This is a genomic window from Streptomyces sp. NPDC051576 (assembly GCF_040681835.1).
GTDB lineage: Bacteria > Actinomycetota > Actinomycetes > Streptomycetales > Streptomycetaceae > Streptomyces.
In genome coordinates, this window is record NZ_JBFAZO010000003.1 from 89,271 (window position 1) to 115,287 (window position 26,017).

The 26,017-nt window shown below is 69.8% G+C and carries 20 protein-coding genes and 5 tRNA genes; 15 read left to right on the forward strand and 10 right to left on the reverse strand.

Annotation, left to right across the window (positions count from 1 at the left end):
* Positions 1-89: 89 nt before the first annotated feature.
* Complete coding sequence (locus AB0M63_RS10125) at positions 90-329, reverse strand: hypothetical protein (protein ID WP_366019062.1); 240 nt, start codon at positions 327-329, stop codon at positions 90-92.
* Positions 330-426: 97 nt separating this feature from the next.
* Between AB0M63_RS10125 and AB0M63_RS10130 the strand changes: the two genes are divergently transcribed.
* Together AB0M63_RS10130 and AB0M63_RS10135 are read left to right on the forward strand one after the other, a co-directional pair.
* Positions 427-1,107 (forward strand): helix-turn-helix transcriptional regulator, encoded by a 681-nt coding sequence (locus AB0M63_RS10130; protein ID WP_366019063.1) that lies wholly within the window; start codon positions 427-429, stop codon positions 1,105-1,107.
* Positions 1,104-2,741: a site-specific integrase gene (locus tag AB0M63_RS10135; protein WP_366019064.1), complete on the forward strand. Its 1,638-nt coding sequence runs from the start codon at positions 1,104-1,106 to the stop codon at positions 2,739-2,741. The genes AB0M63_RS10130 and AB0M63_RS10135 overlap by 4 nt, the downstream gene beginning before the upstream one ends.
* A 34-nt stretch (positions 2,742-2,775) precedes the next feature.
* On the opposite strand, the gene AB0M63_RS10140 is transcribed toward AB0M63_RS10135, so the two are convergent.
* The 5 genes from AB0M63_RS10140 to AB0M63_RS10160 all read right to left on the reverse strand — a co-directional run bounded on the left by AB0M63_RS10140 (position 2,776) and on the right by AB0M63_RS10160 (position 11,379).
* Positions 2,776-2,848: transfer RNA gene (locus AB0M63_RS10140), tRNA-Lys, on the reverse strand.
* A 173-nt stretch (positions 2,849-3,021) separates the two neighbouring features.
* A complete protein-coding gene (locus AB0M63_RS10145; RefSeq protein ID WP_355925427.1) occupies positions 3,022-4,581 on the reverse strand; it encodes an amino acid permease in 1,560 nt (519 codons plus the stop codon).
* 69 nt (positions 4,582-4,650) lie between these two features.
* Positions 4,651-7,719, reverse strand: a complete 3,069-nt coding sequence (locus AB0M63_RS10150) for an FG-GAP-like repeat-containing protein (protein WP_366019065.1) — start codon at positions 7,717-7,719, stop codon at positions 4,651-4,653.
* A gap of 139 nt (positions 7,720-7,858) precedes the next feature.
* On the reverse strand, positions 7,859-10,048 hold the full coding sequence (locus AB0M63_RS10155) for a DEAD/DEAH box helicase (protein ID WP_366019066.1): 2,190 nt from the start codon (positions 10,046-10,048) through the stop codon (positions 7,859-7,861).
* 824 nt (positions 10,049-10,872) lie between these two features.
* Complete coding sequence (locus AB0M63_RS10160; protein ID WP_366019067.1) at positions 10,873-11,379, reverse strand: hypothetical protein; 507 nt, start codon at positions 11,377-11,379, stop codon at positions 10,873-10,875.
* 240 nt (positions 11,380-11,619) lie between these two features.
* Here AB0M63_RS10160 and AB0M63_RS10165 point away from each other — a divergent pair, with 240 nt between their 5' ends.
* Positions 11,620-12,042 carry a hypothetical protein gene (locus AB0M63_RS10165; RefSeq protein WP_366019068.1) on the forward strand — a complete coding sequence of 141 codons (423 nt, stop codon included), beginning with the start codon at positions 11,620-11,622 and terminating at the stop codon, positions 12,040-12,042.
* Here the strand turns inward: AB0M63_RS10165 and AB0M63_RS10170 are convergent.
* Positions 12,021-12,788, reverse strand: a complete 768-nt coding sequence (locus tag AB0M63_RS10170; protein ID WP_355910814.1) for a helix-turn-helix domain-containing protein — start codon at positions 12,786-12,788, stop codon at positions 12,021-12,023. The genes AB0M63_RS10165 and AB0M63_RS10170 overlap by 22 nt on opposite strands.
* 85 nt (positions 12,789-12,873) lie before the next feature.
* On the opposite strand from AB0M63_RS10170, the gene AB0M63_RS10175 reads away from it, so the two are divergent.
* From AB0M63_RS10175 to AB0M63_RS10220, 10 genes are all read left to right on the forward strand, one after another.
* Entirely contained in the window at positions 12,874-13,848 is a 975-nt protein-coding gene (locus AB0M63_RS10175) for an LLM class flavin-dependent oxidoreductase (RefSeq protein WP_366019069.1), read from the forward strand.
* Positions 13,849-13,852: 4 nt separating this feature from the next.
* The gene (locus AB0M63_RS10180; protein WP_355910808.1) at positions 13,853-14,203 is read left to right on the forward strand and encodes a metallopeptidase family protein; all 351 of its coding nucleotides are present in this window, start codon (positions 13,853-13,855) and stop codon (positions 14,201-14,203) included.
* Positions 14,204-14,245: 42 nt separating this feature from the next.
* Positions 14,246-15,805, forward strand: coding sequence for a metallophosphoesterase (locus AB0M63_RS10185; RefSeq protein ID WP_366019070.1), 1,560 nt, complete (start codon positions 14,246-14,248; stop codon positions 15,803-15,805).
* An 80-nt stretch (positions 15,806-15,885) separates the two neighbouring features.
* A tRNA-Glu gene (locus AB0M63_RS10190) sits at positions 15,886-15,958 on the forward strand.
* 49 nt (positions 15,959-16,007) lie between these two features.
* Positions 16,008-16,082: transfer RNA gene (locus AB0M63_RS10195), tRNA-Asp, on the forward strand.
* 24 nt (positions 16,083-16,106) lie between these two features.
* Positions 16,107-16,180, forward strand: a tRNA-Phe gene (locus AB0M63_RS10200).
* Positions 16,181-16,248: 68 nt separating this feature from the next.
* Positions 16,249-16,497: a hypothetical protein gene (locus AB0M63_RS10205; RefSeq protein WP_355910802.1), complete on the forward strand. Its 249-nt coding sequence runs from the start codon at positions 16,249-16,251 to the stop codon at positions 16,495-16,497.
* 72 nt (positions 16,498-16,569) lie between these two features.
* On the forward strand, positions 16,570-20,544 hold the full coding sequence (gene hrpA, locus AB0M63_RS10210) for an ATP-dependent RNA helicase HrpA (protein ID WP_366019071.1): 3,975 nt from the start codon (positions 16,570-16,572) through the stop codon (positions 20,542-20,544).
* 94 nt (positions 20,545-20,638) lie between these two features.
* Positions 20,639-20,713: transfer RNA gene (locus AB0M63_RS10215), tRNA-Asp, on the forward strand.
* Positions 20,714-20,852: 139 nt separating this feature from the next.
* Positions 20,853-21,020, forward strand: a complete 168-nt coding sequence (locus tag AB0M63_RS10220) for a DUF6274 family protein (protein WP_355910796.1) — start codon at positions 20,853-20,855, stop codon at positions 21,018-21,020.
* A gap of 401 nt (positions 21,021-21,421) precedes the next feature.
* On the opposite strand, the gene bldC is transcribed toward AB0M63_RS10220, so the two are convergent.
* Positions 21,422-21,628 (reverse strand): developmental transcriptional regulator BldC, encoded by a 207-nt coding sequence (bldC, locus tag AB0M63_RS10225; RefSeq protein WP_003949541.1) that lies wholly within the window; start codon positions 21,626-21,628, stop codon positions 21,422-21,424.
* 490 nt (positions 21,629-22,118) lie between these two features.
* On the reverse strand, positions 22,119-22,961 hold the full coding sequence (locus AB0M63_RS10230; protein ID WP_355910793.1) for a hypothetical protein: 843 nt from the start codon (positions 22,959-22,961) through the stop codon (positions 22,119-22,121).
* 224 nt (positions 22,962-23,185) lie between these two features.
* Here AB0M63_RS10230 and AB0M63_RS10235 point away from each other — a divergent pair, with 224 nt between their 5' ends.
* Positions 23,186-24,277, forward strand: coding sequence for a Glu/Leu/Phe/Val dehydrogenase dimerization domain-containing protein (locus AB0M63_RS10235; protein ID WP_366019072.1), 1,092 nt, complete (start codon positions 23,186-23,188; stop codon positions 24,275-24,277).
* Between the two features lie 274 nt (positions 24,278-24,551).
* Entirely contained in the window at positions 24,552-24,809 is a 258-nt protein-coding gene (locus AB0M63_RS10240; protein ID WP_355910787.1) for a DUF3073 domain-containing protein, read from the forward strand.
* A gap of 113 nt (positions 24,810-24,922) precedes the next feature.
* On the opposite strand, the gene purM is transcribed toward AB0M63_RS10240, so the two are convergent.
* On the reverse strand, positions 24,923-25,996 hold the full coding sequence (purM, locus tag AB0M63_RS10245) for a phosphoribosylformylglycinamidine cyclo-ligase (RefSeq protein WP_355910783.1): 1,074 nt from the start codon (positions 25,994-25,996) through the stop codon (positions 24,923-24,925).
* Between the last annotated feature and the right edge of the window lie 21 nt (positions 25,997-26,017).

Genomic DNA, 26,017 nt, shown 5'->3' on the forward strand with positions numbered 1-26,017 from the left:
GGGAACACGGACCGTACGTCCACACCCGGCAACAGTCCAGCGTTTCTGTGTCAGCTCAGCGCAGAACGGTTTGCTACGGTGCTGCGCCATCACGCCGCCAAGCCCAGCAGATCGAGCAGATCCGCGGTCACGACCCGGTAGGCGTTGCCCAGCCGCAGCACCCTGCAGGGGTACTCGCCGCGCTTCGCCAGCTCGTACCCCTTGCTCCGCCCGAGCCCGAGAGCACGGTTGCCTGTGTCCAGGTCAACTGACACAGGGAGGGCGAGAAGCTCCTCCCGGCTCATCCCCTTCGAGCCCTTCATCCGGCCGGCCGTCACGTCTTCGCGCATGCAGTGCGCTCCCTTTCGGTACAGCCTTCGGCGAACGCGACCCTCACGTCCGGCTCCAGGCGTCTACCAACCATCATCGGGAAGCTAATGTGTCTGCATGACACAACGCGGTGTGGATCCTGATGAGGACGACGTCCCCGAGTGGGCGGACCGGGTCAAAGCCAACGTCGCCGGCGAAGTCCGGCGCAGAAGGAAGGAGATGGGATGGAGCGCACAGGACCTAGCCGACGCGTGCGAGCGGCTGGGACATCCCATCCCGCGCAACGTGATCGCCAACATGGAATCCGGACGCCGCGCCAGCCTTCCCCTGGTGGACGTCATGGTCCTGGCCGCCGCCCTGGAGACGTACCCGGTCTGTCTGATCTTCCCGGTCGGGTACGTCGAGCAGACCCAGGAACTCCCCTTCCAGGACCTCGTGCCCACCTGGGACGCCCTCCGCCGCTTCACTGGCGAGGAAGAGGTCTCCCTGTACGACGCGGGCCTGGTCCCCGACTTCGAACTGCACGACAGCCTCGTACGCACCGCCCTGGCCGCCCTCGAAGAGGAGGAACGGGCGCGGTTCGCAGCCAGGACGGCAGGCAACCGCGCCCAGCAGGAAGACGCCGAGCGCAAGCGGACCAAGTATGCCGACGAGGCCCTGTCTGCCAAGTACAACCTCCGTCACCTCCGCCGCGACCTCCGCGACGAGGGAGCCACCCCACCCCACTTGCCACCCGCTCTGAGCGACGTCGACCCACCCGAATCCGACCCCAACACCACGCCGGAGGAACGCGTTTGAAGGGCTCCACCCACCGCCGCTGCTACTGCCGTGACGCACAGACCGGCAAGCCGCTCGGCAAGAACTGCCCCAAGCTCTCCAGCCGCAAGCACGGCTACTACTCCATGCGCCAGGAACTCCCGCCGCACGAAGACGGCACCCGCCGCTCCTTCAGCCGCGCCGGCTACGAGTCCCTGAAGGACGCCCAGTCGGACCTCGACCACGTCCGCGCCCTGCTCGCCCTGGCGGACAAGGATGACCCCGACAGCCTCCAGCGCCTCGTCGCCCTGCTGGAGGAGGTCGCAACCGAGAAGGCCCCGCTGCCCGCCATTGAGGAGACCCGGCGTCGGCTGCGGGCGGGCCTGGCCCTCCGTGGCAGCCTCACCGTCGGTGAGTGGCTCGACCAGTGGTTCGCCGCGAAGAAGCGCCGCAAGACCACGCTCAACGGCTACGCCTCCCACATCCGCGTCCACTTGAAGCCGCGCATCGGGCATGTACGCCTCGACCGGCTCAACGTCGGTCACTTGGTGGAGATGTTCGACGCGATAGCCGACGAGAACGAGGTGATCGCGGCCGAGAACGAAGCCCGCCGCGAGCAGATCGCCCGCTGCAAGCCGAGCAAGCCCGGACGCCCCGTGGGAACCGAGCGGAAGCTGCTGGCGGCCGAGCGGGCCAAGCTGGCAGAGATGAAGCCGTTCCGGAAGATCACCGGTCCGGCATCCCGTCAGGCGATCCGCCGCACCCTCCGCGCGGCCCTGAACTCCGCGATCGCCCAGCAACTCATCACCTTCAACCCGGCGTCCCACGTCGAGTTGGAGTCCGGCAAGCGCCCGAAGCCCCTCCTGTGGACCGATGAACGTGTCCGGCGGTGGCGAGAGACGGGTCAGATCCCCGGCCCGGTCATGGTGTGGACGCCACAGCAGTTCGGTGCCTTCCTCGACGCGGCCGAGGGTGACCGGCTTTACGCGATTCTCCACCTCATGGGTACCCGCGGCCTCCGGCGCGGCGAGGCGGTCGGCCAGGACTGGCACGAGATCGACCTCGACGCCGGCCTCATCACGCCCGCCAAGGAGATCGTGGTGGACGGCTGGGACCCCTACGAGTCGGAGCCCAAGACAGACGGCAGCGCGAACACGATCGCGCTCGACAGCACGACGATCGCCGAGCTGCGCGACCACAAGGCCCGCCAGGAGAAGGAGCGCGCCAAGTGGGACACCGCCTGGCAGGACACCGGCAAGGTGTTCACCAAAGAGGACGGCTCCTGGCTCCACCCCGAGACGGTCTCCGAGACCTTCCGCCGCATCCTCGCCACGACCGACCTGCCGCCCATCACCCTCCGGGACCTACGCCACGTCGCCGCGACGCTCACGCACGGAGGCGGCGGCGACATCCACGCCGTGAAGGAGACACTGCGGCACTCCACCATCACGCTGACCTCGGACACGTACACGAGCCTGCTCCCTGAGCTGGACCGCGAAATCGCCGAGAAGGCAGCGAAGCTGATCCCTCGGTCGCGTCAGGCGGCTGCCGAACCGTCCGCCCAAACGGCAGCCAATCCGCAGGCCACGGCCACATCCGCTCACGCATCGCTCACGCAGTGGCTCGAAAACGAGGAAGCGTCCGAGTCGACCGAAGTCGACCCGGACGCTGCGTAGCAGGTCAGAAGGGGTTTCCCCTCCCCCGCGCCGGTAGGCCCTGTGGGACTCGAACCCACAACCAATGGATTAAAAGTCCACTGCTCTGCCAATTGAGCTAAGGGCCCAGGCGATGTTGCCTCCCCGAGCATAGCGGGAGGTGGCCGTGTCTCCGATCGGGTATCGGGGACACGGCCGCGCCGGACGCTGGAACAGGGTGCGAGCAAGGTGCGAGCAGGGCCGGAACAGGGGTACCCACAGGTCCGGACTGTTCCGGACTGTTCCAGAGCGTTCCGGACTGTTACGGATCTACCGGTTCGGGAGCCCCGGCCCGCGCCGCCACCCGCGCCTTCGTGCGGGCGTGCTCCGGGTTCAGGAACCAATGTCGGGCCGACGCCTGCCACCACACCGCCGCGAAGCCCAGCACCACCAACACCGCCACCGGCGCGTAGTTGAAGGACTCCCACGTGACCGGTGAGACCTGAGGCAGCATGAACAGCACCGTGATCACGGCCACCCAGATCACCGACACCACCCCGATCAGCCGCGACCACCGGCCCAGGTGCCACGGCCCCCGCTGGAAGTCGTCCCCCTTGCCGAGCCGTAGCAGGGTCGGGATGACGTACGCGATGTAGAGGCCGATCACGGCGATGGACGTGACCGCCGCGTACGCCGTCACATTGATCAGGTAGGGGAGGCCGAGGACCAACGCCCCCGCCGCCGCCAGCCAGACCGCCGCGACCGGTGTCCGGGTGCGCGGGCTCACCGTGTGCCAGATGTGCGAGAAGGGCAGCGCTCCGTCGCGCGAGAAGGCGTAGATCATGCGGCTGTTGGCCGTGACCGAGGCCATTCCGCAGAACAGTTGGGCGCCGATCACGACCAGCAGCAACAGCTTGCCCGAGGTTGCTCCCAGGGCGTCCAGCAGGATCTGGGCCGGGGGCGCGCCCGTCCCCGACGTCCGCTCCGCGTCGTACGACTGGATCGCGTACGTGAAGCCCAGCAGGAGGACGAAGCCGGCTATCCACGACGTCCAGATGGAGCGGACGATGCCCTTCGGGCCCGCCGTCGACGCGTCGTGCGTCTCCTCCGTCATGTGGGCCGAGGCGTCGTAGCCGGTGAAGGTGTACTGCGCCATCAGGAGGCCGAGGAGGACGACGTAGACGCCGCTGCCCCAGCCCGTGTTGTTCACGAACTTCGTGAAGACGAAGCTCGTCGACTGGTGGTGGTCGGGGACGAAGGTCAGCGCGCCGACGATCACGCCGACGCCCAGCACGTGCCACCACACGCTCACGCTGTTGAGGAGAGCGACGATCTTCACGCCGAACGTGTTCAACAAGCCGTGGAGGATCAGGATCGCGGCGAACAGGAGCACCGTGCGGCCGGACGTCACCTTGAAGTCGAACTGGAGGTTCAGGTACGCGCCCAGGAAGGACGCGGCCCCGAAGTCGATGCCCGCGGTCACCGCGACCTGGCCGAGGACGTTGAACCAGCCCGTGAACCACGCCCAGGCGGCGGCCGTGCGCGGCGGCGCCAGGCGGTGGGCCCAGAAGTACAGGCCCGCGGACGTCGGGTAGGCCGAGCAGATCTCGGCCATCGACAGGCCGACGAACAGCGTCATCAGGCCTACGGCCACCCAGCCCCACATGATCACGGCCGGGCCGCCCGTGTTCATGCCGAACAGGTACAGCGTCAGGCAGCCCGACAGGACCGAGATGATCGTGAAGGAGACCGCGTAGTTGGAGAACGCCGACATGCGGCGGGCCAGAACCTGCGTGTAGCCGAGCTGGGCAAGCCGTTCTTCGTCGGAGAGACCTGCGGGGTCTCCCTTTGACAGCCCACTCGCTATGGCGTCATCTGTCATGCCCCCAGCGATTCCCTCACCGGGGACGTGACATGCGTCACCTAAGGACTCGATAAGGACTCGGTGTGGCTAGAAAACGCCCTTGTAGCCCTGCCACCCGCCCGACACCTTCACCCGCGCCCCGAACGACCCCTTCCCGTCACCGCTGTTGCGGAACAGGTTGCCTGCCGAGTCCCGCTCGACCAGGTCCGCCTTCCCGTCCCCGGTGACGTCCCCGACCCCGACGACCGTGTCGTACGACCCGCCCCACGCCGTGAACAGCTTCACGCGCGCCCCGAACGTGCCCTTGCCGGTGCCGTAGTAGCGGTACAGGTTGTTCGACTTGTCCTGCGCCAGCAGGTCGCCGACGCCGTCGCCGTTGAGGTCACCGACACCGACGACCTTCTTGTACGTCTTCCAGTCGGCGTACAGCTTCACCCGCGCCGACAACGTGCCCGTGCTCGTGCCCTTGTAGAGGTAGACCGTGCCGGTCGACGCACTCCGCGCGATCAGGTCCGGGCGGCCGTCGCCGCTGATGTCGCCGGGGGCGGTCAGCACGTCGTACTGGTTCCAGCCGCTCGTCCCCAGTGACGTGTACGGCGTCGACGGCTTCAACCCCCCACCACAGCCCGGCTTGTACGCGCGCAGGGCGCCGCTCGCCAGCCGGACCAAAACGTCGTTGCAGCGGTCGCCGCTCAAATCACCGAAGGGGACCGCCTTGTTGACCGTCGTCCAGCCGGTGCTGGTGCCGAGGTTCACCGAGAACGTGCCCTTGCCCGAACTCTGCCGGAAGCCCAGCGTGCCCGAGGAGTTGAGGGTGAGCAGGTCGCCGAAGGAGTCGTTGCCGATGTGGTCGTGGCGGGCCGGTGCGGCGCCGAGGAGCGTGACCGTGCCGCTCACCGTGACCGGGGCGCCGACGCCGTCGGCCGGGGTGACGGACACCGTCCAGTCGTAGGGGCCGTCCGTCAGGAACGTGCCCTTGCTGTCCGTGCCGGACCAGGCCACCGCGAGCTGTCCGCGCGTCTCGCCGCCGTCCCGGGTGTCCACGACCTTGCCGGTGGCGCGGCTGCGCACGGTCAGCCGCCAGGTCGCGGCCGGCTTCGACAGCAGCAGGGTGGTCAGGGTGGGCGGTGTCTCGTCGAACTCCGGCGCGAGGAGGGTGGACGCCGAGGCGGCCGGGGCGAGGAGGCGCAGTGGCTGCTGGGGTACGCCGGCCGGTACCAGGTGGACGCGCTCCTGGTCGTCGACGTAGGCCACGTTGGCGGTCGACTCGTCGACCGTCCAGCGCACCTCGCGCTGTGAGACCCCGGTATCGGGCAGCGCGCCGATCACCCGGCTCACGGGGGTGCCGTCCGCGACGGTCGTGAGGACCAGTTGCCCGGCCGACCTGTCGTGCGTGACGACGAAGCCGTCGCCCAGCTCCGCCTCACCGGCCGGGACCCGTACGGACCTCTTCGCCGTACGGTCGTACACGCCCGCCGTGCCGTCGGCACAACTCCAGTACAGCCAACGGCCGTTGGCCCGCAGTTCGGTGGGCGCGCAGCCGGCGTCGGTGGTGAGGGTCTCGGTGGTCTTCCGGGTGGTGAGGTCGTACGCCGTGAGGGTGCCGGGGGTGGTTCCCGGGGTCCACAGGGTGTCGCCGGAGAGGGCGGCGGCGCCGGGGGTGCGGGTGAGCGCCGGGTTGCCGTCGTCGCCGATCCGGTAGACGGTCTGCGCGGTCGGGGCGGTGTGGATCAGGTACCGGCCCGAGATGTCGGTGATCCGGCCGCCGGTGGGCACCGCGCGGCTCCAATAGCCGTACGCGGCGGGGCCGTTGACGATGAGCGAGTCGCTCGCGCCCGTGCCCTTCACCAGCCAGGCGGCACGGTTGTCGGCCGTGCCGTGCAGTTGCGAGCAGCCGACCTCGGTCACCGGGCAGGTGCCGAGGGTGGGGGTGGTGCCGTCGTAGGAGGAACGCTCGCCGAACGTGGGCGTGCCGGTCGCGGCCACCGTCCGTACGTAGTCGTCGCGGTAGCCGCTGCGGCTCTCGTCGGCGACGAGCAGCCGCCCCTGCTCCAGGGCCAGTCCCTGGATCGGGACCGTGGGCTTGGGCAATGCTCTGAGCCGGGTGACGACCGGGGTTCCGTCGGGGCCGGGCTGGATGCGCTGGATGCCCCAGTCGTCGCTCGTGGTGCGGCCGATCTTCACGGCGGTGCCGTCCGGGCCGACCGCGATCCCGAAGGACGAGGACGGCATGAGGGTCACGGAGTCGCCGCCCGCGATCGGCTGGGCCGTCACCGTGCCGACACCGTTGACCAGCCAGTCCCCTACGACGGCCAGGTCGTGCGTGGCGTTCACCCCGTCGGTGACACCCTTCAGCACGATCTCGGCCGGGGCCGCCGACAGGTCGGCGCGCGAGAAGGCCAGCACCTTGGCCTTGTCGTAGGCGAAGACGACGACATGGTTCCGGGTGACCGCCACACCGGTGTACCCGAGGGGCAGCGCGCCGCTCACGCCGCGCACCTGTCCGGTCTCCCGGTCCACGGCGACCAGCACCTGCTGTCCGCCCAGCGAGGAACGGAAGAACACGTCCGTGGCGTCCGCACCGGCCGGCAGCCCGAGCGTCAGGCCCGCGGGACCGCCCGCGACGGCCACGTCCCGGGTGGTTCCGTCGGGGCCCGGGGTGAGCAGCCGCAGGATCCGGGTACTGGTGCCGTCCTCGGCGGTGGTGGTGCGGTAGCCGATGGTCAGGTTGTCGAAGGAGGTGAGGACGCCGAGGTCCGCCGGGACCTGGAGCGTACGGGTGGTGCCGTCGGTCGCGTCCCAGAACTCGACCCGGCGGTCGGTGTACTGGTACGCGAGGACATCGGTGCCGGTGGCCCGCGCGGCCACCCCGGCCCGCACCGGCACGGGCGTCGACTTCCCGTCCGAGTAACGCGTCCACAGCAGCGCGGAGTCGCCCTCCACCCGGTTGAAGACACCCTGCGCCCCGGCACCGTCGTGGCCGCCGTGGCTCGCGGTCGCGAGCAGCGTGGCCGACAGGTTCGTACCGCGCAACGCGGCCGGTACGACGGTCTCCTGCGCCGCCCCGACGGCGGACGCGGGTGTCACCAGCAGCGGGCTCAGCCCGGCGGCGAGTACGGACGAGACGGCGATGCCCACGAAGGCACGACGAACCACGGTTTCCCCCCGGAAACAGACCTGAACCCCACAGAAGTCGGCTGATCATACAGTCAACACACAGCCAAGAACGCACAAAAATGGCCCCCGCCCGATCCCGGGCAGGGGCCATCTCGCTACTGCGCTACGTCACTTGACGTCAGCCGTTGCGCTTCCAGCGCGGCTTGTCGTCGCGGCGGCCGAAGGAACCGGTGCCGGTGCCCGTGCCGGTCGTGCCGCGGTGGCCGTACGGGCGGTCGTGGCCGCCGGTACGGAAGCCCGGGCGGTCGCCCTGGCGGTCACGGTTGAACGGGCGGTCGCTGCCCCGGTGGCCGGTCGCGGGACGGTCGTCGCGACGGAAGCCGCCACCCGCGGGACGGTCGTTGTCCCGGCGGTCGTCGCGGCGGAAGCCACCGGACGGACGGTCGTCACGACGGTCGAACGAACGGCCACCGCGGTCGCCGTCACGGCGGTCGTTGCCGCCACGGTCGTCACGGCGGAAGCCGCCCGAGGGACGGTCGTTGTCACGGCGCTCGAAGGAACGGCCGCCACGGTCGTTGTTGAAGCCGCCGGACGGGCGGTCGTCGCGACGGAAACCACCCGAGGGACGGTCGTTGTCGCGGCGGAAGCCACCGGAGGGGCGGTCGTCACGACGGTCGAAGGAACGGCCACCGCGGTCACCGTCACGGCGGTCGTCGCGGCGGAAACCACCGGACGGACGGTCGTCACGACGGTCGTCGCGGCGGAAGCCACCACGGTCACCGTCACGGCGGTCGTCACGACGGTCACGGCGCTCGTAGTTACCGCGCTCGTCACGCTGCTGACGCGGACGGTCGTAGGAGGAGTTCTCCTCGCGGACCGGCGCCTCGGCGGCGACGGCCGGCTGCTCGGCCACCGCGGCCTCGGCCACGGCGGCGGCCTCGGCGAGCGCCACCTCCGGGTCCTCGCCCCGCTCACGGGCGGCGCGGGCGACCAGTCGGTCGGACTCCTCGCGCAGCTCGGCGGCGCGGCGGGTGGCCCGCTCCAGCTCCTTGGTGAGCTGGGTGACCTCACGCTCGGCCTGCTGCGCGGCGTCGCCCGCCGACTGGGCCTGGACCTCGGTCATCGAACGGGCGCCGGTGATCTCGGCGACCTCGGGCTCGAAGGCCGTACCGGAGTTGATGATGTGACGGCCGGCGTCGACGCCCGCGTCCTCCATCAGCCGGAAGATCTGGCGGCGCTGGTGCGGGAGGGAGAGCGAGACGACGGTTCCCGTGCGGCCGGCGCGAGCGGTACGGCCCGCGCGGTGCAGGTAGTCCTTGTGGTCGCCGGCCGGGTCCACGTTCAGGACCAGGTCGATGCCGTCGACGTGGATACCGCGGGCGGCCACGTCGGTCGCGACCAGCGCGTTGACGTAACCCTCCTTGAAGTCGGCCAGCGTCCGCGTACGGGCGCCCTGCGTCATGCCGCCGTGCAGCGCGTCGGCCTTCACACCGGAGTCGCGCAGCTGCTCGGCGATGCGGTCGGCGCCCAGCTGGGTGCGGACGAAGATGATCGTGCGGCCCTTGCGGGAGGCGATCGCGGCGGTGACCGGCGCCTTGTCCTTGGGCTTCACGATGAGGATGTGGTGGGACATCGTGGTGACGTTGCCCTGCGCGCTGTCGACCTCGTGCGTGACCTCGTCGGTCAGGTAGCGCTTGACCAGCGTGGAGATCTCGTTCTCCATGGTCGCCGAGAACAGCATGCGCTGGCCGCCGGCCGGGATCTGGTCGAGCAGCTCGGTGACCTCGGGCAGGAAGCCCAGGTCGGACATCTGGTCGGCCTCGTCGAGGACGGCGATGCGCACGTCCTCCAGGGAGCAGGCGCCACGGTTGATGATGTCGCGCAGGCGACCCGGGGTGGCGACCAGCACGTCCACGCCGCGCTCAAGGGCGTAGATCTGGTTGCCCATGGACGTACCGCCGCAGACGACCTTCATCTTCAGGCCGAGGACGTCGCCGTAGGGCTGGAGCGCGTCGGCGACCTGCATCGCCAGCTCGCGGGTCGGGGTGAGGATGATGCCGCGGGGCTTCTTCTTCTCGGTGCGGCCGCCGGACAGCGTCGCCAGCAGCGGCAGACCGAAGGAGAGGGTCTTGCCGGAGCCGGTGCGGCCACGGCCGAGGATGTCCTTGCCGGCCAGGGCGTCCGGGATGGTCGCCGCCTGGATCGGGAAGGGGGTGGTCACGCCGTTCTGCGCGAGCTTGCGCACGACGCCCTCGGGGAGACCGAGCTCCGCGAAGGTCACCTCGGGCGCCTCTGCGGCAGCGTCTACGGCCGTCTCGTTGCCCTCGTTCTCGGGCATGACGACGTGATCAGTACTGGAAATGGACATGCGAATGCGAAACCTTCCGGAGTCTCCGTCGGCACGCGCCCGTCAACTCCGTGATTCGCTATCGACCGCCTCAATGCGGTCCGCCACGGCAAGGGAGAGTACGCGCCACACGGCGCGCTCTGCAGTGGCGCCGGGCAATGGGATCAAACGATCTACCACCATACGCACCCACCACCCCTGAGGGCAAACCGGCCCTCATTGACATAGGTCACATGGGCCACGGGGGGGCGTCGGGTCGGTGGCTGCGGGCTCGGGGTCACGTCGGGCGTCGGGGTCGGCTGCGGCGCGGGCACGGCGGGCGCCCCCGTCACACGGAGCGCGGCACGCCTCAGACCGACGCCCCGGCCTAGGACGCGGGTTCGGCGACGGCCGGCTCGGCCGTCGAGGGTCGGCTCCGACGCGGCCGTGGTCGCCCCCCGTCACACGGACGGCACACGGAGCGCTGCACGCCTCAAACCGGCGTTCCGGCCGCCGGCGCCGGCTCCCGTTCCGCCAACTGGGGCGCGAGGTCGGCGGACCGAGGACGAGCGTTCGGCGCCAGTCCGCTCGGTGTCGGACCAGGCGTCGAGGTCTGCCGCGGCGCGCGCGCAGTGGGCACCCCCGCGACCCACAAGCCACGGCGCATGGACCACGGCACGCCTCAAACCGGCGGCCCCGCCGGCTCCCGGTCCGCCAACCGAGGCACGGGGTCCTGGTGGGCCGAGGCCGAGCGTTCTCGGCGGTGGTCGGCTCGATGCCCGATCTGGCGTCGACGTCGGCCGCGGCGCGGGCACGGCGGGCGCCCCCGCGACCCACCGGCCACGCCACATGAAGCGCACCACGGCTCAAACCGGCGACCCCGCCGCCGGCGCCGGCTCCCGGTCCGCCAACTGCGGTGCGGGGTCCTGGTGGGCCGAGGACGAGGGTTCCGCGACCGGTGGTTCGGAGGTCGGGGGCTGGGCGGTCGGGGTCGGATCAGGTGTCGGGCTCGCCCGTGTCGGGGTCGGTTGGGGGGCGGGGGTGGTCGGTGCCCCGGGCTTGGCGCTCGTGCCGGGTCTCGGGGCCTTGGACGCGGACGGGCTCGCCGCGCCCGGGGCGGACGGCGAGGCCGAACCCGAGGCGGACTCCCCCGCTTTCGGCTTGCCGTGGCCGTGCTTCCCGTCTCCCGCCGGACCACCGAATCCGAGCCCGCCGCCCGGCGCCCCCGAACCCCCGTCCGGCGCCACACCGCCCCGCTGCCCGGCGGAGTGCGAGGGCTTGGCGGTGCCGCCCGCGTCGTCACCCACGCTCATGCAGCCGGCGGCAGCGGTGACGGCGACGACCGCGGCGGCCAGACGGACGGGTACGTACATGGGGCGCACGGGGCCACCTCCGGGGGCGGAAAAAGGAGTCCCCCTCTCAACTCCCGCCGCCCACCGGAAGACACGCGCCATGGCCCGCATCGCCCAGTACCGACCCCTCGGCGGCCGGGAATCGCCCCCCACACACACAACGCTTACGCCGTCGCCCATTCCCGGCCGGGAATTGTCCCGTTCACCCCGCCCGCCGCACTATCGGCCGCGAACCGACCGGAACAGCCCAAGGAGCCACGGATGACCGCGACCAACCCCCAGGACCTGGCCGCCCGTTACATCGCCCAGTGGACCGAACCGGACGCCACCCGCCGCCGCACCGCGATCGAGAGCCTCTGGGCCGAGGACGGCACCCACATCCTCCAACCGCCCGCCGAGATCCGCGAGATCGCCGCAGGCCTCGGCTTCGACCACCCGACCCTGCGGGCCCAGGGGTACGACGCCATCGAGACCCGCGTCACCCGCAGCTACGAACAGTTCGTCGAGAAGGGCGAGTTCACCTTCCGGCCGGGCACCGACGCCGTCCTCCTGGACGGTCTCGTCCAGTTCCGCTGGGACACGGTCGCGGTCGGCAGCGGTGAAGTGGTGGGGGGTGGGCTGGAGATACTCGTCCTCGACGCCGACGGCCGTATCCGGACCGACTACATGTTCCCCGGAGCCTGATCCTCCATCGACGCGGCGGCCGTCGTCAGCGCCTGAGCCGTCGCCGCGTCCGCCGGCAGGAACGCCTCCAGTTTCAGTTCCGCGAGGGTCACGTCCACGGCGGTCGCGAAGGTCGTCACGGTCGTCATCAGCCGCAGCTCCCCGTACGACGACCGCAGCCGCAAGGGCACCGCGAACCCCAACTGCCCCTCCGCCGCATCCAGTTCGGGCACATACCCGGCCAACTCGTCCCGCAGCTCCGGGAACGCGCCCAGCCGGTTCAGGATGTGCCGTGCCCACTCGGCCAGGTTGAGGATGCGTGGGGCGACCCCGTCCGGGTGCAGCGCCAGCCGGTACATGTTCGCCCCCGGCCCTTGCAGTTCGGCCGCCGCCCCCTCGGTGATCACCCCGAACGCGCTGTTGGCGGCGACCAGTTGACCACCCCGGTCCACGACCAGCGCCGGATACGGCAGATGCCCGCGCAGGATGTGCCCGATCGCCGCCCGCACCGGAGCCAGCGCCGGATCGTCCAGCGAACTCTCCGGGAACACCGGCGCGAACCCGGCCGCCAGCAACAGCTCGTTCCGCTCCCGCAACGGCAGTTCGAGCGCCTCCGCCAGCCGTACGACCATGCCCCGCCCCGGCACCGACCGCCCCGACTCGACAAAGCTGACATGCCGCTGCGTGGTACCGGCCCGCAGCGCCACCTCCAGCTGACTCAGCCGCCGACTCGCACGCCGTTCACGCAACACCCGGGAGAACTCCACACCCCAGTTCTACGACGGCCGACCCCAACCGGCCATTCCCCCCAGGGAATTGAAGCCATACCCAGCTCTCACGACCATCACCGTCATGGACACCCTCGCCATCGGCGTACTGCTCCCGACCGGAACCGCCCAATGGGGCCCGACCGACGACCCCCGCGACCTGATCGCCCTCGGCCGCACGGCCGAACACCTCGGCTTCGCCTCCCTCTTCGTCAACGACTCCCTGATCAGCCCCCGCATCGAAGCCCTGACCATGCTCGCCGCCCTCGCCCCGACGACAGAGCGGGCCATCCTCGGCACCGGCGCCCTGCTCCCCTTCCTGCGCCGCCCGGTCCAGGCCGCCCAGTCCCTCGCGTCGATCGACCTCCTCTCCGGCGGCCGCCTCACCCTCGCGGTCGGCGCCGGCTTCCCCGGCCGCTTCGGACGCCCCTTCTACGACCTCTCCGAAGTCCCCTGGGCCCGCCGCTTCGCCCGCCTGGACGAGACGGTCGACCTCTGGCGGGCGCTGTGGCGGGGCGCCGACTCCTTCCACGGCGAGTTCCACCACTTCCCCGGCCTCCCGCCCGCCCTACGCCCCACCCGCCCCACCGGCCCACCCATCTGGCTCGGCGGCGCCACCCCGGCGGCCCTGGCCCGCACCGGCCGCCACTACGACGGCTGGCTCCCCTACCCGCCCGACCCCGCCGACTACACGGCAGGCCTCCACGACATCCACGCGGCGGCGACCGAGGCCGGCCGCACCCCCGAGGCGATCACCCCGGCGCTCTTCGTCACCGTACGAACAGACGACGACCCGCCCTCCGCCCGAGCCGCACTCGACGACTACGCCCGCGCCACCTACGGCCTGCCCCTCCCCGAACTGGAGAAGATCCAGGCCGTCGTCGCGGGCACCGCGGAGCAGGTGGCCGCCCGCCTGACCCAGTACGTCACCGCGGGCGCCCGCCACCTCGTCATCCGCCCGGCCGCCCTGAACCTGCGCGCCCAGCGCGAGCAGATGGAACGCGTCGCCGCACTGATCCCCGGTCTTTCGCCCCGAACCCGCGTTCGTCCCGGACAATAGGCATGTGCTGGAAATGACACGCGAGACGTTCGAAGAGCTGGTCAGCGAGGCCCTGGACCGGATCCCGCCGGAGCTGACGCGGGTCATGGACAACGTGGCCGTGTTCGTCGAGGACGAACCCGAACCCTCCGACCCCGAGCTCCTCGGCCTCTACGAAGGCACCCCCCTCACCGAGCGCGGCGAGTGGTACGCCGGAGTCCTCCCCGACCGGATCTCCATCTACATGGGCCCGACCCTGCGCTACTGCGCGACCCCGGAGGACGTCGTACAGGAGGTCGCCGTCACCGTCGTACACGAAGTCGCCCACCACTTCGGCATCGACGACGAACGCCTGCACGAACTCGGCTGGGGCTGACCGCCCCGCATACCTGTCCCCAACCCTGGGCATACGGGACCAATGGCCAGCGTCCCCGCAGCCCTGAACCGCCTCCGCCGAGCCCAGCGCACCCTGACCCGCACCTACCGCGCCCGCCGTCCCCGCCCAGCCCTCGAACTCGTCCCCCAGCCGCACCCCTGGCCCCGCGCCCTCGGCCTCGTCCTGGTCGTCATCGTCGGGGCCTGGCTCGGCCTGCTGATCGTCGGCAACGTACGGGCCCAGGTCGGCCCCATGAACACGACCATGACCCTGCGCCCGTCCCTGGTCGGCGGCACCAAGATCAACGTGTCACCGCTCGGCGCCCTGTCCCTGGACAGCCACCACGCCCCCGTCCGCCTCGACGTCAACGTCGACCAGCTCGACCCGGAACGCTCCCAGTCCCTCGTCGACCACCCCGAACGCATCTCGGGCCTCCAGGACGAGGTCGCCCACGACGTCGAACACGGCACCCTCGACCTGGCCGTACGCTCCTGCGCTGCCGTGGTCCTCGGCGCCACCACCCTGGGCCTGGCGGTCTACCGCCGCCCCCGCCGCGCCCTCGCGGCCGGCGGCCTGGCCCTCGCCCTCCTGGCGGCGTCCGGAGCCACGGCCTACGCGACCTGGAACCCCAAGTCCATCCTGGAACCGAAGTTCTCCGGCCTGCTCTCCTCGGCCCCGTCCCTGGTCGGCAACGCCCGCAACATCGTCACCGAATTCGACGTCTACCAGCAGGAGTTGGCCCGCCTGGTGACGAACGTGACCAAGCTCTACGACGTCACGTCCACCCTCCCCGCCTACCAGCCGGACCCCACGACCATCCGCGTGCTGCACGTCTCGGACATCCACCTCAACCCCGCGAGCTGGAAGATCATCGCGTCGCTGGTGGAGCAGTACAAGGTGAACGTGATCGTCGACACCGGCGACACCATGGACCACGGCACGGCCGCCGAGAACGGCTTCCTGGACCCCATCGCAGACCTCGGTGTCCCCTACGTCTGGGTCAGGGGCAACCACGACTCCCTCGTGACCCAGCGCTATCTGCAACGCATGAAGAACGTGCACGTCCTGGACGAGGGCCGCGCGGAGACGGTCGCGGGGCTGCGCTTCGCGGGCATCGGCGACCCCCAGTTCACCCCCGACCGCTCGGTCGCCCCCGGCGGCGACGCGGCGGAGGAACTCGCCGGCGACCAGCTCGCCTCCTCCCTCCGCGACCAGCGGGCCGCGGGCACCCCCGTCGACATCGCGATGGTCCACGAGCCCTCGGCGGCGAGGTACACCGACGGCGAGGTCCCCCTCGTCCTGGCCGGCCACCTCCACCACGAGGGCACCGAGATCCTGCCGCACGGCACCCGCCTCCGCATCGAGGGCTCGACCGGCGGCAGCGGCCTGCGCGCGGTGGAGGGCAAGTACCCGGACCCGATCGAGGCCTCGATCCTCTACGTCGACCGCGACAGCCACCGCCTCCAGGCCTGGGACGAGATCAGACTCGGCGGCCTGGGCCTGACCACGGCGGAGGTCAGCCGCCACCTCCCGAAGGAGAACCAGCCCGGCGCCACCCAGTCCCCGAGCCCCTCTCCCACCCCCTCCACGACGGCCCCGTAAACCGTTTTGGCGATACCTCCCGCCATCCCATATGCTTCTCACGTCCCCGACGCGCTGAGAAGCGCCCAGGCGGGCCGATAGCCCTCATCGTCTAGCGGCCTAGGACGCCGCCCTTTCAAGGCGGTAGCACGGGTTCGAATCCCGTTGGGGGCACGCAACACCGTGTGCGACACTGGCTTCGCCGGTCAGCGCACAACAGCTTGGTCCTGTGGAGCAGTTTGGAGTGCTCGCCACCCTGTCAAGGTGGAGGCCGCGGGTTCAAATCCCGTCAGGACCGCTGAGGTTTCCCCGGAAGCCTCGTGGCTGGGTAGCTCAGTTGGTACGAGCGATCGCCTGAAAAGCGATAGGTCGCCGGTTCGACCCCGGCCCCAGCCACCGGATCGAAAGCCCTGTCCCATCGGGACGGGGCTTTCGTCGTAGCCAAAGCCATGGGGTGGGGCGCGATGGGCCAGGACACGGACCTGGAGAAGATACGGGCGCGGTACGGACTGCTGGCGGTGGTGGGCAGCAACCTCGCGATCACCGCGGTGGCCATCGTCGGCGTGTGGCAGCTCGACGGCGACCGCGCGGTGATCGTCGGCGTCCTCAGCTCCGCCTTCACCGCGATGGCCAGCCTGACCACCGCCTACCTGGGCATCAAGGCGGTGTCGAACACGGCGAAGGCGATGTCCGCGAAGAACCCCGGGCAGTAGTCGGCCCGTAGGGGGGCGCCCCCGGCAAACCATTCGCCAGGAATTTCGGCGAGGTGAGATCCTGGACGACGTATGTCTACGCACCCCGCCTCCGCACCCGGCGCTCCCGCCCCCGGCGCCCCTGCCCTCGGCGACCTCGCCCCCCGCCTGACCGAGCTGACCCTGCGCGACGCGCACCGGCTCGGGCGCAGGCTCGAAGGCGCGCGCAAGATCCGTAAGCCGGAGGCGCGTGCCGCCGTCCTCGCCGAGATCGAGGCCGAGGTGGCCCGCGGCGAGGAGCGGATGGCCGAGCGGCGCACCCGCATCCCCGCGATCTCGTATCCCGAGCAGCTGCCGGTCAGCCAGAAGAAGGCCGACATCGCGGCCGCGATCCGCGATCACCAGGTCGTGATCGTGGCCGGCGAGACCGGCTCCGGCAAGACCACCCAGATCCCCAAGATCTGCCTCGAACTCGGCCGTGGTGTGCGCGGCATGATCGGACACACCCAGCCCCGCCGCATCGCCGCCCGTACGGTCGCCGAGCGCGTGGCCGAGGAGATGGACACCCCGCTCGGCGAGGCCGTCGGCTGGAAGGTCCGCTTCACGGACCAGGTGAACCAGGAGTCGACCTTCATCAAGCTGATGACGGACGGCATCCTGCTCGCCGAGATCCAGACCGACCGCGAACTGCGCGCCTACGACACGATCATCATCGACGAGGCCCACGAGCGGTCCCTCAACATCGACTTCCTGCTCGGCTATCTGGCCCAACTGCTGCCCAAGCGGCCCGACTTGAAGGTCGTCATCACCTCGGCGACCATCGACCCCGAGCGTTTCTCCCGGCACTTCGGCGAGGCCCCGATCATCGAGGTCAGCGGCCGGACGTATCCAGTGGAGGTCCGCTACCGCCCGCTCCTCGAAGACGACTCGGAGGACTCCGACCGCGACCAGATCACCGCGATCTGCGACGCCGTGGAGGAGCTTCAGGGCGAGGGCAAGGGCGACATCCTGGTCTTCCTCTCCGGTGAGCGGGAGATCCGCGACACGGCGGACGCGCTGGTGAAGAAGAACTACCGCTTCACCGAGGTCCTCCCTCTCTACGCCCGGCTCTCGCACGCCGAGCAGCATCGCGTCTTCCAGCAGCACACGGGCCGCAGGATCGTTCTGGCGACCAACGTCGCCGAGACCTCCCTCACCGTCCCGGGCATCAAGTACGTCATCGACCCCGGCTTCGCCCGCATCAGCCGCTACAGCCACCGTACGAAGGTGCAGCGGCTGCCAATCGAGGCGGTTAGCCAGGCAAGTGCCAACCAGCGCAAGGGGCGTTGCGGCCGTACGTCCGACGGCATCTGCATCCGGCTGTACTCCGAGGAGGACTTCGAGGCCCGTCCGGAGTTCACGGACGCCGAGATCCTGCGGACGAACCTCGCCTCCGTCATCCTCCAGATGACCGCGGCCGGCCTCGGCGACATCGAGAAGTTCCCGTTCATCGATCCGCCGGACCACCGCAACATCCGTGACGGCGTCCAACTCCTCCAGGAACTGGGCGCGTTGGACCCGGGCGAGAAGGACCCGCGCCGACGGCTCACCCAGACCGGCCGCAAACTGGCCCAGCTCCCGGTGGACCCGCGCCTGGCCCGCATGGTCCTGGAGGCCGACAAGAACGGCTGTGTCCGCGAGGTCATGGTGATCGCCGCCGCGCTCTCCATCCAGGACCCGCGCGAGCGCCCCGCCGACAAACAGACACAGGCCGACCAGCAGCACGCCCGCTTCCGGGACGAGACGAGCGACTTCCTCGCCTTCCTGAACATGTGGCGGTACATCCGCGAGCAGCAGAAGGAGCGCGGCTCCTCCGCCTTCCGCCGGATGTGCAAGCAGGAGTACCTGAACTTCCTCCGCATCCGTGAGTGGCAGGACATCTACAGCCAACTCCGCACGGTCGCCAAGCAGATGGGCATCCAGTTCAACGAGGAGGACGCGGCCGAGCAGAGCGTGCACGTCTCGCTCCTCGCCGGGCTGCTCTCCCACATCGGCATGAAGGACGTGAAGGACGGCGCGAAGAACGAGTATCTGGGCGCCCGCAGCGCCAAGTTCGCGATCTTCCCGGGTTCGGCCCTCTTCAAGAAGACCCCGCGCTTCGTCATGTCGGCGGAGCTGGTGGAGACTTCGCGCCTCTGGGCGCGCGTGAACGCCAAGATCGAGCCCGAGTGGGTCGAGCCGCTCGCCGGCCACCTCCTGAAGCGGACGTACAGCGAACCGCACTGGGAGAAGGACCAGGCGGCGGTGATGGCCTTCGAGAAGGTCACGCTCTACGGCGTCCCGATCATCGCGCAGCGCAAGGTGAACTACGGCCGCATCGACCCGGAGGCCTCCCGCGAGCTGTTCATCCGCAACGCGCTGGTCGAGGGCGACTGGCGCACGCACCACAAGTTCTTCGCCGACAACCGCCGACTCCTCACCGAGGTAGAGGAGTTGGAGCACCGCGCACGGCGCCGGGACATCCTGGTCGACGACGAGACGCTCTTCGACTTCTACGACCAGCGGGTGCCCGAACACGTGGTGTCCGGCGCCCACTTCGACTCCTGGTGGAAGCACAAGCGCCATGAGGAGCCCGAACTCCTCGACTTCGAGCGCTCGATGCTCATCAACGAGCGCGCGGGCGACATCAGCAAGGCCGACTATCCGGACTCCTGGCACCAGGGCCGGCTGAAGTTCCGGGTGACGTACCAGTTCGAGCCGGGCGCGGACGCCGACGGTGTCACGGTCCACATCCCGCTCCAGGTCCTCAACCAGGTCACCGACGAGGGCTTCGACTGGCAGATCCCGGGGCTGCGCGAGGAGGTCGTGACGGAGCTGATCCGCTCCCTCCCGAAACCGATCCGCCGCAACTACGTACCGGCCCCGAACTTCGCCCAGCGCTTCCTGGCGACGGCGACCCCGCTGCAGGAGCCGTTGACCACGACCATGGCGCGCGAGCTGAAGCGCATGGTCGGAGTCCCCTTCACCGCCGACGACTTCGACTGGTCGAAGGTCCCGGACCATCTCCTGATCACCTTCCGGATCGTCGACGAGCGCCGCCGCAAGATCGCCGAGGACAAGGACCTGGAGGCGCTCAAAATCCGGTTGAAGCCGAAGGCACGCCAGGCCATCTCACAGGCGGCCGCGGCGACGGCCGAGCGCGAGGGCGGCGAGTCCCTGGAGCGCAGGGGCCTGACCGACTGGACGATCGGCACCCTCACCCGGGTCTTCGAGACCCGCCGGGCGGGCCAGCCGGTGAAGGCGTACCCCGCGCTGGTCGACGACGGCGACACGGTCTCCGTACGGCTCTTCGACACGGAGGAGGAGCAGGCGGAGGCGATGTGGAAGGGCACGCGCCGGCTGATCGTCCGCAACATCCCGGTCAATCCCGCGAAGTTCGCTTCCGAAAAGCTCACGAACGCACAGAAGCTCGCGCTGTCCGCGAATCCGCACGGTTCGATCCAGGCGCTGTTCGACGACTGCGCGCTGGCCGCCGCCGACAAACTCATCGGCGACTTCGGCGGACCGGCGTGGGACGAGGAGTCGTACCGGAAGCTCTACGAGAAGGTGCGCGCCGAGATCGTCGACACGACGGTGCGGGCGGTGGGGCAGGTGCAGCAGGTGCTGGCCGCCTGGCAGGCCTGTGAGCGCCGCCTGAAGGCCGCGCACAGCCCCGCGCTGCTGGCGAACCTCGCGGACGTACGCGCCCAGTTGGACGCCCTCGTGAAGCCCGGCTTCGTCACGTCGGCCGGCATACGCCGCCTGCCCGACCTGATGCGCTACCTGGTGGCCGCCGACCGCCGCCTCCAGCAGATGCCGACCGGCGTCCAGCGGGACACCACGCGCATGGAGAAGGTCCACGAGATGCGGGACGAGTACGCCTGGCTCCTGGAGCAACTTCCCCAGGGCCGCCCGGTGCCCGCCTCCGTCCGTGACATCCGCTGGATGATCGAGGAGCTCCGGGTCAGCTATTTCGCGCACGCGCTCGGCACGGCGTACCCGGTCTCCGACAAGCGCATCGTGAAGGCGATCGACGCCGCCGCACCGTAACAGCGCCCGCACACAGGGTGAGTTCGACCAGGCGGGCCCCCTCCTGTACAGTCTCATCTCGCAGCACAACGCACCATCAAGTGCCGCGAAACCAGGTCCTGTGGAGCAGTTTGGAGTGCTCGCCACCCTGTCAAGGTGGAGGCCGCGGGTTCAAATCCCGTCAGGACCGCAGTAGATGAAGGCCCGCACCGGCGACGGTGCGGGCCTTCTTCATGCCCTCCTCTGAACGCCTGCCGTCTTGACGCCCCCACATCCGCCAGGTACCCAGAAACCAGGCCCCGTTCCAGCAGGGCCACTGGAGGTGGCGTATGGCGGCTTCGGTCAGGCACGAGACGCGGGCCCTGCTCCGTGCGCACCTGTCGGCCGCCAGCTCCTACCGCCATGTGACCCGGCACTGCCCGATCTGCCACCGGCTGCTGCGGCTGGCCCTGGACTCCCCTCCGCTCCGGGACGATCCGGAGGGCCAACCCTCTTAGCGCACATAGGTCGGCGGCAACAAGCCATCCGGCATGTGACGGGTGTCACCGCATAAGTTTTTGAAACCGCGGAACTCACACCTCGCTTACAACTGGTCAATTTAATATGTGCAATTGCACCCCTACGGGCGATGGTCCACAGGAGATCCGACAGCCCTCCCCAGACTCCGACAAGGTCCCTCACAGGACCCTGCGTTCTGCGCGCACGGACCCACGACCAGGCACAAAAAAGATCGCGCTGGACCCGGCGGAGTCCAGCGCGATCTACGACGCACCCTGTGTTCACAAGTCTGAAGAGCTTGGGCGTGGGCTCTGTTGGGGCAGAACCCGCGTCGCTTGGAGCTGTGCTGTCGGGCGCCTGACCGGTTGGGGGACCAGCCGTTTCGCCCTTATTCAGTTGGTCAGGCTTCGCTGCGCTGCTGCGGAATGCCCGCGAGCAGTGCACGGACCTCCGCCTCGCGGTAACGGCGGTGTCCGCCGAGCGTGCGAATCGAAGTGAGCTTGCCGGCCTTCGCCCACCGCGTGACCGTCTTGGGGTCCACACGGAACATCGTGGCGACCTCAGCCGGGGTCAGCAGCGGCTCGGCATCAGGGGTGCGAGCGGTCATGAGCGGCCTCCTCGGGAGAACCGAACCTTCTCGGTTCTTTCCTCTAAATTCTGCACCTTGACCCGCGTTGCCCGAAATGGCGGACGCGAGTCGAGTCGGTTATAGGACGAACGGCTTGTCCTCGGCACTACAACTACACCATCTGTCCAACCGCGTAGGCCAAACCGATGGAATTGCCCTCCCAGGTGGCCATCAGCGACGGAAGCCGATGGACCATGCCATAGCGGACAGTCACACCACTGTGACGATCAGTCACAGGGCGATCAGGAGTCATCCAGACCCCCCAAAGCACGCAATGCTGAGATTCCGCCCACAACGGGACGGACAGAGTCCTCCCCGGACTCCTTGTCCTATTTTGGCACGAGGGTGGGCAAGGGGCGCAAGGGATCTGTACGTGCGTTCCGTCACGCTTGGCATCAAAGGTCCGGATCGGGACCTACGTCCCCTGTTGACGAACCGTAAGAATCCTATGCGCAGTTGTTCGAAACTGTCAGTTCGCCGAGCGCCGGTCCCTGACCGACCGCCAGCGCTCCACGAGCCGCCCGTACGCCTCGCCCGCCGCCGCCCCGTCCCCGACCCGCAGCGCCTCGATGCCCTCGGCCACGTCCGCCGCCGAGTGGTCGTCCTCCAACTCGCCGGCCGGCAGGACGTGCACGAGCCCGCCGTAGTCCAGTTCCACCAGCGAACGCGGATGGAACTCCTCAAGCCAGCGCCCCACGTCCACCAGACCGTCGATCAGCGGCCCCTCGTCGATCGCGTCCTTCAGGGCCCGCAGCGCCCGCGCCACCCGCCGCCGCGCCTGCACCATCGGCGTCCGGTAACGCAGCATCGGCGGATCGTCCCCGGAGGCCTTGTCGTAGCGCCGCTCCTCGTCCCCTACGAGCACGAACCAGTTCAGCGGCACCTGCCAGGTCGCCGTGCGGATCCACGGCCTGGCGTCCGGGTTGCGGGCCAGCCAGCGCTCGTAGTCCTGGGTGGCCTGATGCCGTAGGAGCGGCGGCAGTACGGCGTCCAGGACCGGCGGCGGGAGCTCCTCGGCGAGGTCGCCCAGGGCCTGCCAGCCGCGCAGCCGGGTGCGCCAGGGGCAGACGCAGACCACGCCGTCGACCTCCACCACGAAGGCGTCGGCGCTCTCGTGCACCGGCACCGGGACGGGCGGGGTGGGCAGCAAGTCGGCCAGCGCGCGGCGCAGTTCGTCCTGGTACGACGGACGGTCGGGGCGGCGGGCGTAGCGCGTCCAGTGGCCGCGCTCCGGCTCGGGGAAAGCGGCCAGTGGTTCGTAGACCCGCAGATAGGTCGCGTACGGGACGATCACCGAGGACACCTTGGGCACGCCTGCTTCCCTCCCCCGCCGACCGTCGGGAAAACCTCCGGGACCCGCTCACGAACGCGCGGGAAAACTATGCAAATCGTCGCACGGACACCCCCCTCCAGTAGGTGATCCTGAACACTGCACCGATCGCGGTCGGACGCAGGCTCTACGCTCGTGCCACCGGCACCCGCCACCCTTACGGGCGCCTGTCTCCAACCGCCGCCACTTACCCAGGAGTCACCACAGTGACCGACGTAGACAACGGCGTCCTGCACACCCTGTTCCACTCGGACCAGGGCGGTCATGAGCAAGTCGTGCTCTGCCAGGACCGGGCCAGCGGCCTCAAGGCCGTCATCGCCATCCACAACACCGCCCTGGGCCCCGCCCTGGGCGGTACGCGCTTCTACCCGTACGCGAGCGAGGCGGAGGCCGTCGCCGACGCGCTCAACCTCGCCCGCGGGATGTCGTACAAGAACGCCATGGCCGGTCTGGACCACGGCGGCGGCAAGGCCGTCATCATCGGTGACCCGGAGCGCGACAAGACCGAGGAACTGCTGCTCGCCTACGGCCGGTTCGTGGCCTCGCTGGGCGGCCGGTACGTCACCGCGTGCGACGTCGGCACGTATGTCGCCGACATGGACGTCGTGGCCCGCGAGTGCCAGTGGACGACCGGACGCTCCCCTTCGAGCGGCGGCGCGGGCGACTCCTCCGTGCTGACCGCCTTCGGTGTCTACCAGGGCATGCGCGCCAGCGCCCAGCACCTCTGGGGCGATCCGTCGCTCAGCGGCCGCAGGGTCGGCATCGCGGGCGTCGGCAAGGTCGGGCACCACCTGGTGGAGCACCTGCGGGACGAGGGCGCCGAGGTCGTGATCACCGACGTGCGCGAGGAGTCCGTACGACGGATCCTCGACAAGCACCCGACCGGCGTGAGCGCCGTCGCGGACACCGAGGCGCTGATCCGGGTCGAGGGGCTCGACGTCTACGCCCCCTGCGCCCTCGGCGGAGCCCTGAGCGACGACACCGTGCCGGTGCTGACCGCCAAGGTGGTGTGCGGCGCGGCCAACAACCAGCTCGCGCACCCGGGCGTCGAGAAGGACCTCGCCGACCGCGGGATCCTCTACGCACCGGACTACGTGGTGAACGCCGGCGGGGTGATCCAGGTCGCCGACGAGCTGCACGGGTTCGACTTCGAGCGGTGCAGGGCGAAGGCCGCGAAGATCTTCGACACTACGCTGGCAATATTCGCACGTGCGAAGGAAGACGGTATTCCGCCGGCCGCCGCGGCCGACCGGATCGCCGAGCAGCGGATGCACGAGGCGGCCGCCCGGAACAGGTGAGCGGTACCCGCCGACGGGCACTTAGAGAGAACTCTCACGTTCGTCGGCGGGTCGCCTGCCAAGAAGTGGTTAAAATCGCGGTTGACCAGCGAGTACAGGGCACCTCGCGGGTCCTGGAGCCCGGCACGTGCTGCGGGCGACGTACCGTATGGGCGCGGGCTCAGGTACCGTGGAAGCCCTACGGACCGGTCTCTCCACGGAGAGTCCGTTCCAGATCATGAACGCGTGTCAAGACTCTGGGGCCACCGAGCCCCGTATCCGAGGGGGTCGAGCCATGGGGCGCGGCCGGGCAAAGGCCAAGCAGACGAAGGTCGCCCGCCAGCTGAAGTACAGCAGCGGCGGGACTGACCTCTCGCGTCTGGCCAATGAGCTGGGCGCTTCGACTTCGAGCCAGCCGCCGAATGGCGAGCCGTTCGAGGACGACGACGAGGAAGAAGAAGACCCGTACGCTCAGTACGCGGATCTCTATAACGACGACGATGAGGACGAGGACGACGAGTCCGGTCCCCAGTCGCAACGTCGAGGCGCTTGACGCACCAGCGTCCCTCGCAGTTCCGTCATTTCCGGAGCAACTGCACCTCACCCGGTCCGGGGCAACACCGCCGGACCGGGTTTTGTGCTGCTGTTCGTCAGACTGAGGCGCTTCTAGATCGAATACGTGCCGACCATCTCCGCGCCCGTCGCGTGGTCGCCGCGCTCGGTGATCTCGCCCGCGACCCAGGCCTCGACCCCGCGGTCGGCCAGGGTCTCCAGGGCCACGTCCGCAGACTCCTCCGGGACGATCGCGATCATGCCGACGCCCATGTTCAGGGTCTTCTCCAGCTCCAGGCGTTCGACCCGGCCGGTCTTCCCGACGAGGTCGAAGATCGGCGCCGGGGTCCAGGTGGAGCGGTCCACGATCGCGTGCAGTGTGTCCGGGATCACTCGGGCGAGGTTGGCGGCGAGTCCGCCGCCGGTGATGTGCGAGTAGGCGTGCACATCGGTCGTGCGGGTCAGCGCCAGGCAGTCCAGCGAGTAGATCTTGGTGGGCACGAGGAGTTCCTCGCCGAGGGTGCGGCCCAGTTCGTCGACGCGCGCCTCCAGGTCCAGGCCCGCCTGGTCGAGGAGCACATGCCGGACGAGCGAGTACCCGTTCGAGTGAAGTCCGGAGGCCGCCATCGCGATCACCGCGTCACCCGTCCGGATGCGATCGGCGCCGAGCAGCCGGTCGGCCTCCACGACGCCCGTACCGGCGCCGGCGACGTCGAAGTCGTCCGGGCCCAGCAGACCGGGGTGTTCGGCTGTCTCGCCGCCGACCAGGGCGCAGCCGGCCAGCACACAGCCCTCGGCGATGCCCTTCACAATGGCGGCGACACGCTCGGGGTGCACCTTGCCGACACAGATGTAGTCGGTCATGAAGAGCGGCTCCGCGCCGCACACCACGATGTCGTCCATGACCATGGCGACCAGGTCGTGCCCGATCGTGTCGTAGACGCCGAGACGGCGGGCGATGTCGACCTTCGTGCCGACGCCGTCCGTGGCGGAGGCGAGCAGGGGACGCTCGAACCGCTTGAGGGCGGAGGCGTCGAAGAGCCCGGCGAAACCGCCGAGGCCGCCGAGGACCTCGGGGCGCTGGGTCTTCTTCACCCACTCCTTCATGAGTTCTACGGCGCGGTCGCCCGCGTCGATGTCGACGCCGGCAGCCGCGTAGGAAGCACCGGAAGCGGGACTCTCAGACATTGCCTGGGATCTTTCGGGTTG

What these genes read in the sequence shown, in the direction of transcription:
- AB0M63_RS10125 (WP_366019062.1), bottom strand. Translation starts at nt 329, where the DNA reads ATGCGCGAAGACGTGACGGCCGGCCGGATGAAGGGCTCGAAGGGGATG.
- AB0M63_RS10130 (WP_366019063.1), top strand. Translation starts at nt 427, where the DNA reads ATGACACAACGCGGTGTGGATCCTGATGAGGACGACGTCCCCGAGTGG.
- AB0M63_RS10145 (WP_355925427.1), bottom strand. Translation starts at nt 4,581, where the DNA reads ATGACAGATGACGCCATAGCGAGTGGGCTGTCAAAGGGAGACCCCGCA.
- AB0M63_RS10155 (WP_366019066.1), bottom strand. Translation starts at nt 10,048, where the DNA reads ATGTCCATTTCCAGTACTGATCACGTCGTCATGCCCGAGAACGAGGGC.
- AB0M63_RS10160 (WP_366019067.1), bottom strand. Translation starts at nt 11,379, where the DNA reads ATGTACGTACCCGTCCGTCTGGCCGCCGCGGTCGTCGCCGTCACCGCT.
- AB0M63_RS10165 (WP_366019068.1), top strand. Translation starts at nt 11,620, where the DNA reads ATGACCGCGACCAACCCCCAGGACCTGGCCGCCCGTTACATCGCCCAG.
- AB0M63_RS10175 (WP_366019069.1), top strand. Translation starts at nt 12,874, where the DNA reads ATGGACACCCTCGCCATCGGCGTACTGCTCCCGACCGGAACCGCCCAA.
- AB0M63_RS10185 (WP_366019070.1), top strand. Translation starts at nt 14,246, where the DNA reads ATGGCCAGCGTCCCCGCAGCCCTGAACCGCCTCCGCCGAGCCCAGCGC.
- AB0M63_RS10205 (WP_355910802.1), top strand. Translation starts at nt 16,249, where the DNA reads ATGGGCCAGGACACGGACCTGGAGAAGATACGGGCGCGGTACGGACTG.
- hrpA (WP_366019071.1), top strand. Translation starts at nt 16,570, where the DNA reads ATGTCTACGCACCCCGCCTCCGCACCCGGCGCTCCCGCCCCCGGCGCC.
- AB0M63_RS10220 (WP_355910796.1), top strand. Translation starts at nt 20,853, where the DNA reads ATGGCGGCTTCGGTCAGGCACGAGACGCGGGCCCTGCTCCGTGCGCAC.
- bldC (WP_003949541.1), bottom strand. Translation starts at nt 21,628, where the DNA reads ATGACCGCTCGCACCCCTGATGCCGAGCCGCTGCTGACCCCGGCTGAG.
- AB0M63_RS10240 (WP_355910787.1), top strand. Translation starts at nt 24,552, where the DNA reads ATGGGGCGCGGCCGGGCAAAGGCCAAGCAGACGAAGGTCGCCCGCCAG.
- purM (WP_355910783.1), bottom strand. Translation starts at nt 25,996, where the DNA reads ATGTCTGAGAGTCCCGCTTCCGGTGCTTCCTACGCGGCTGCCGGCGTC.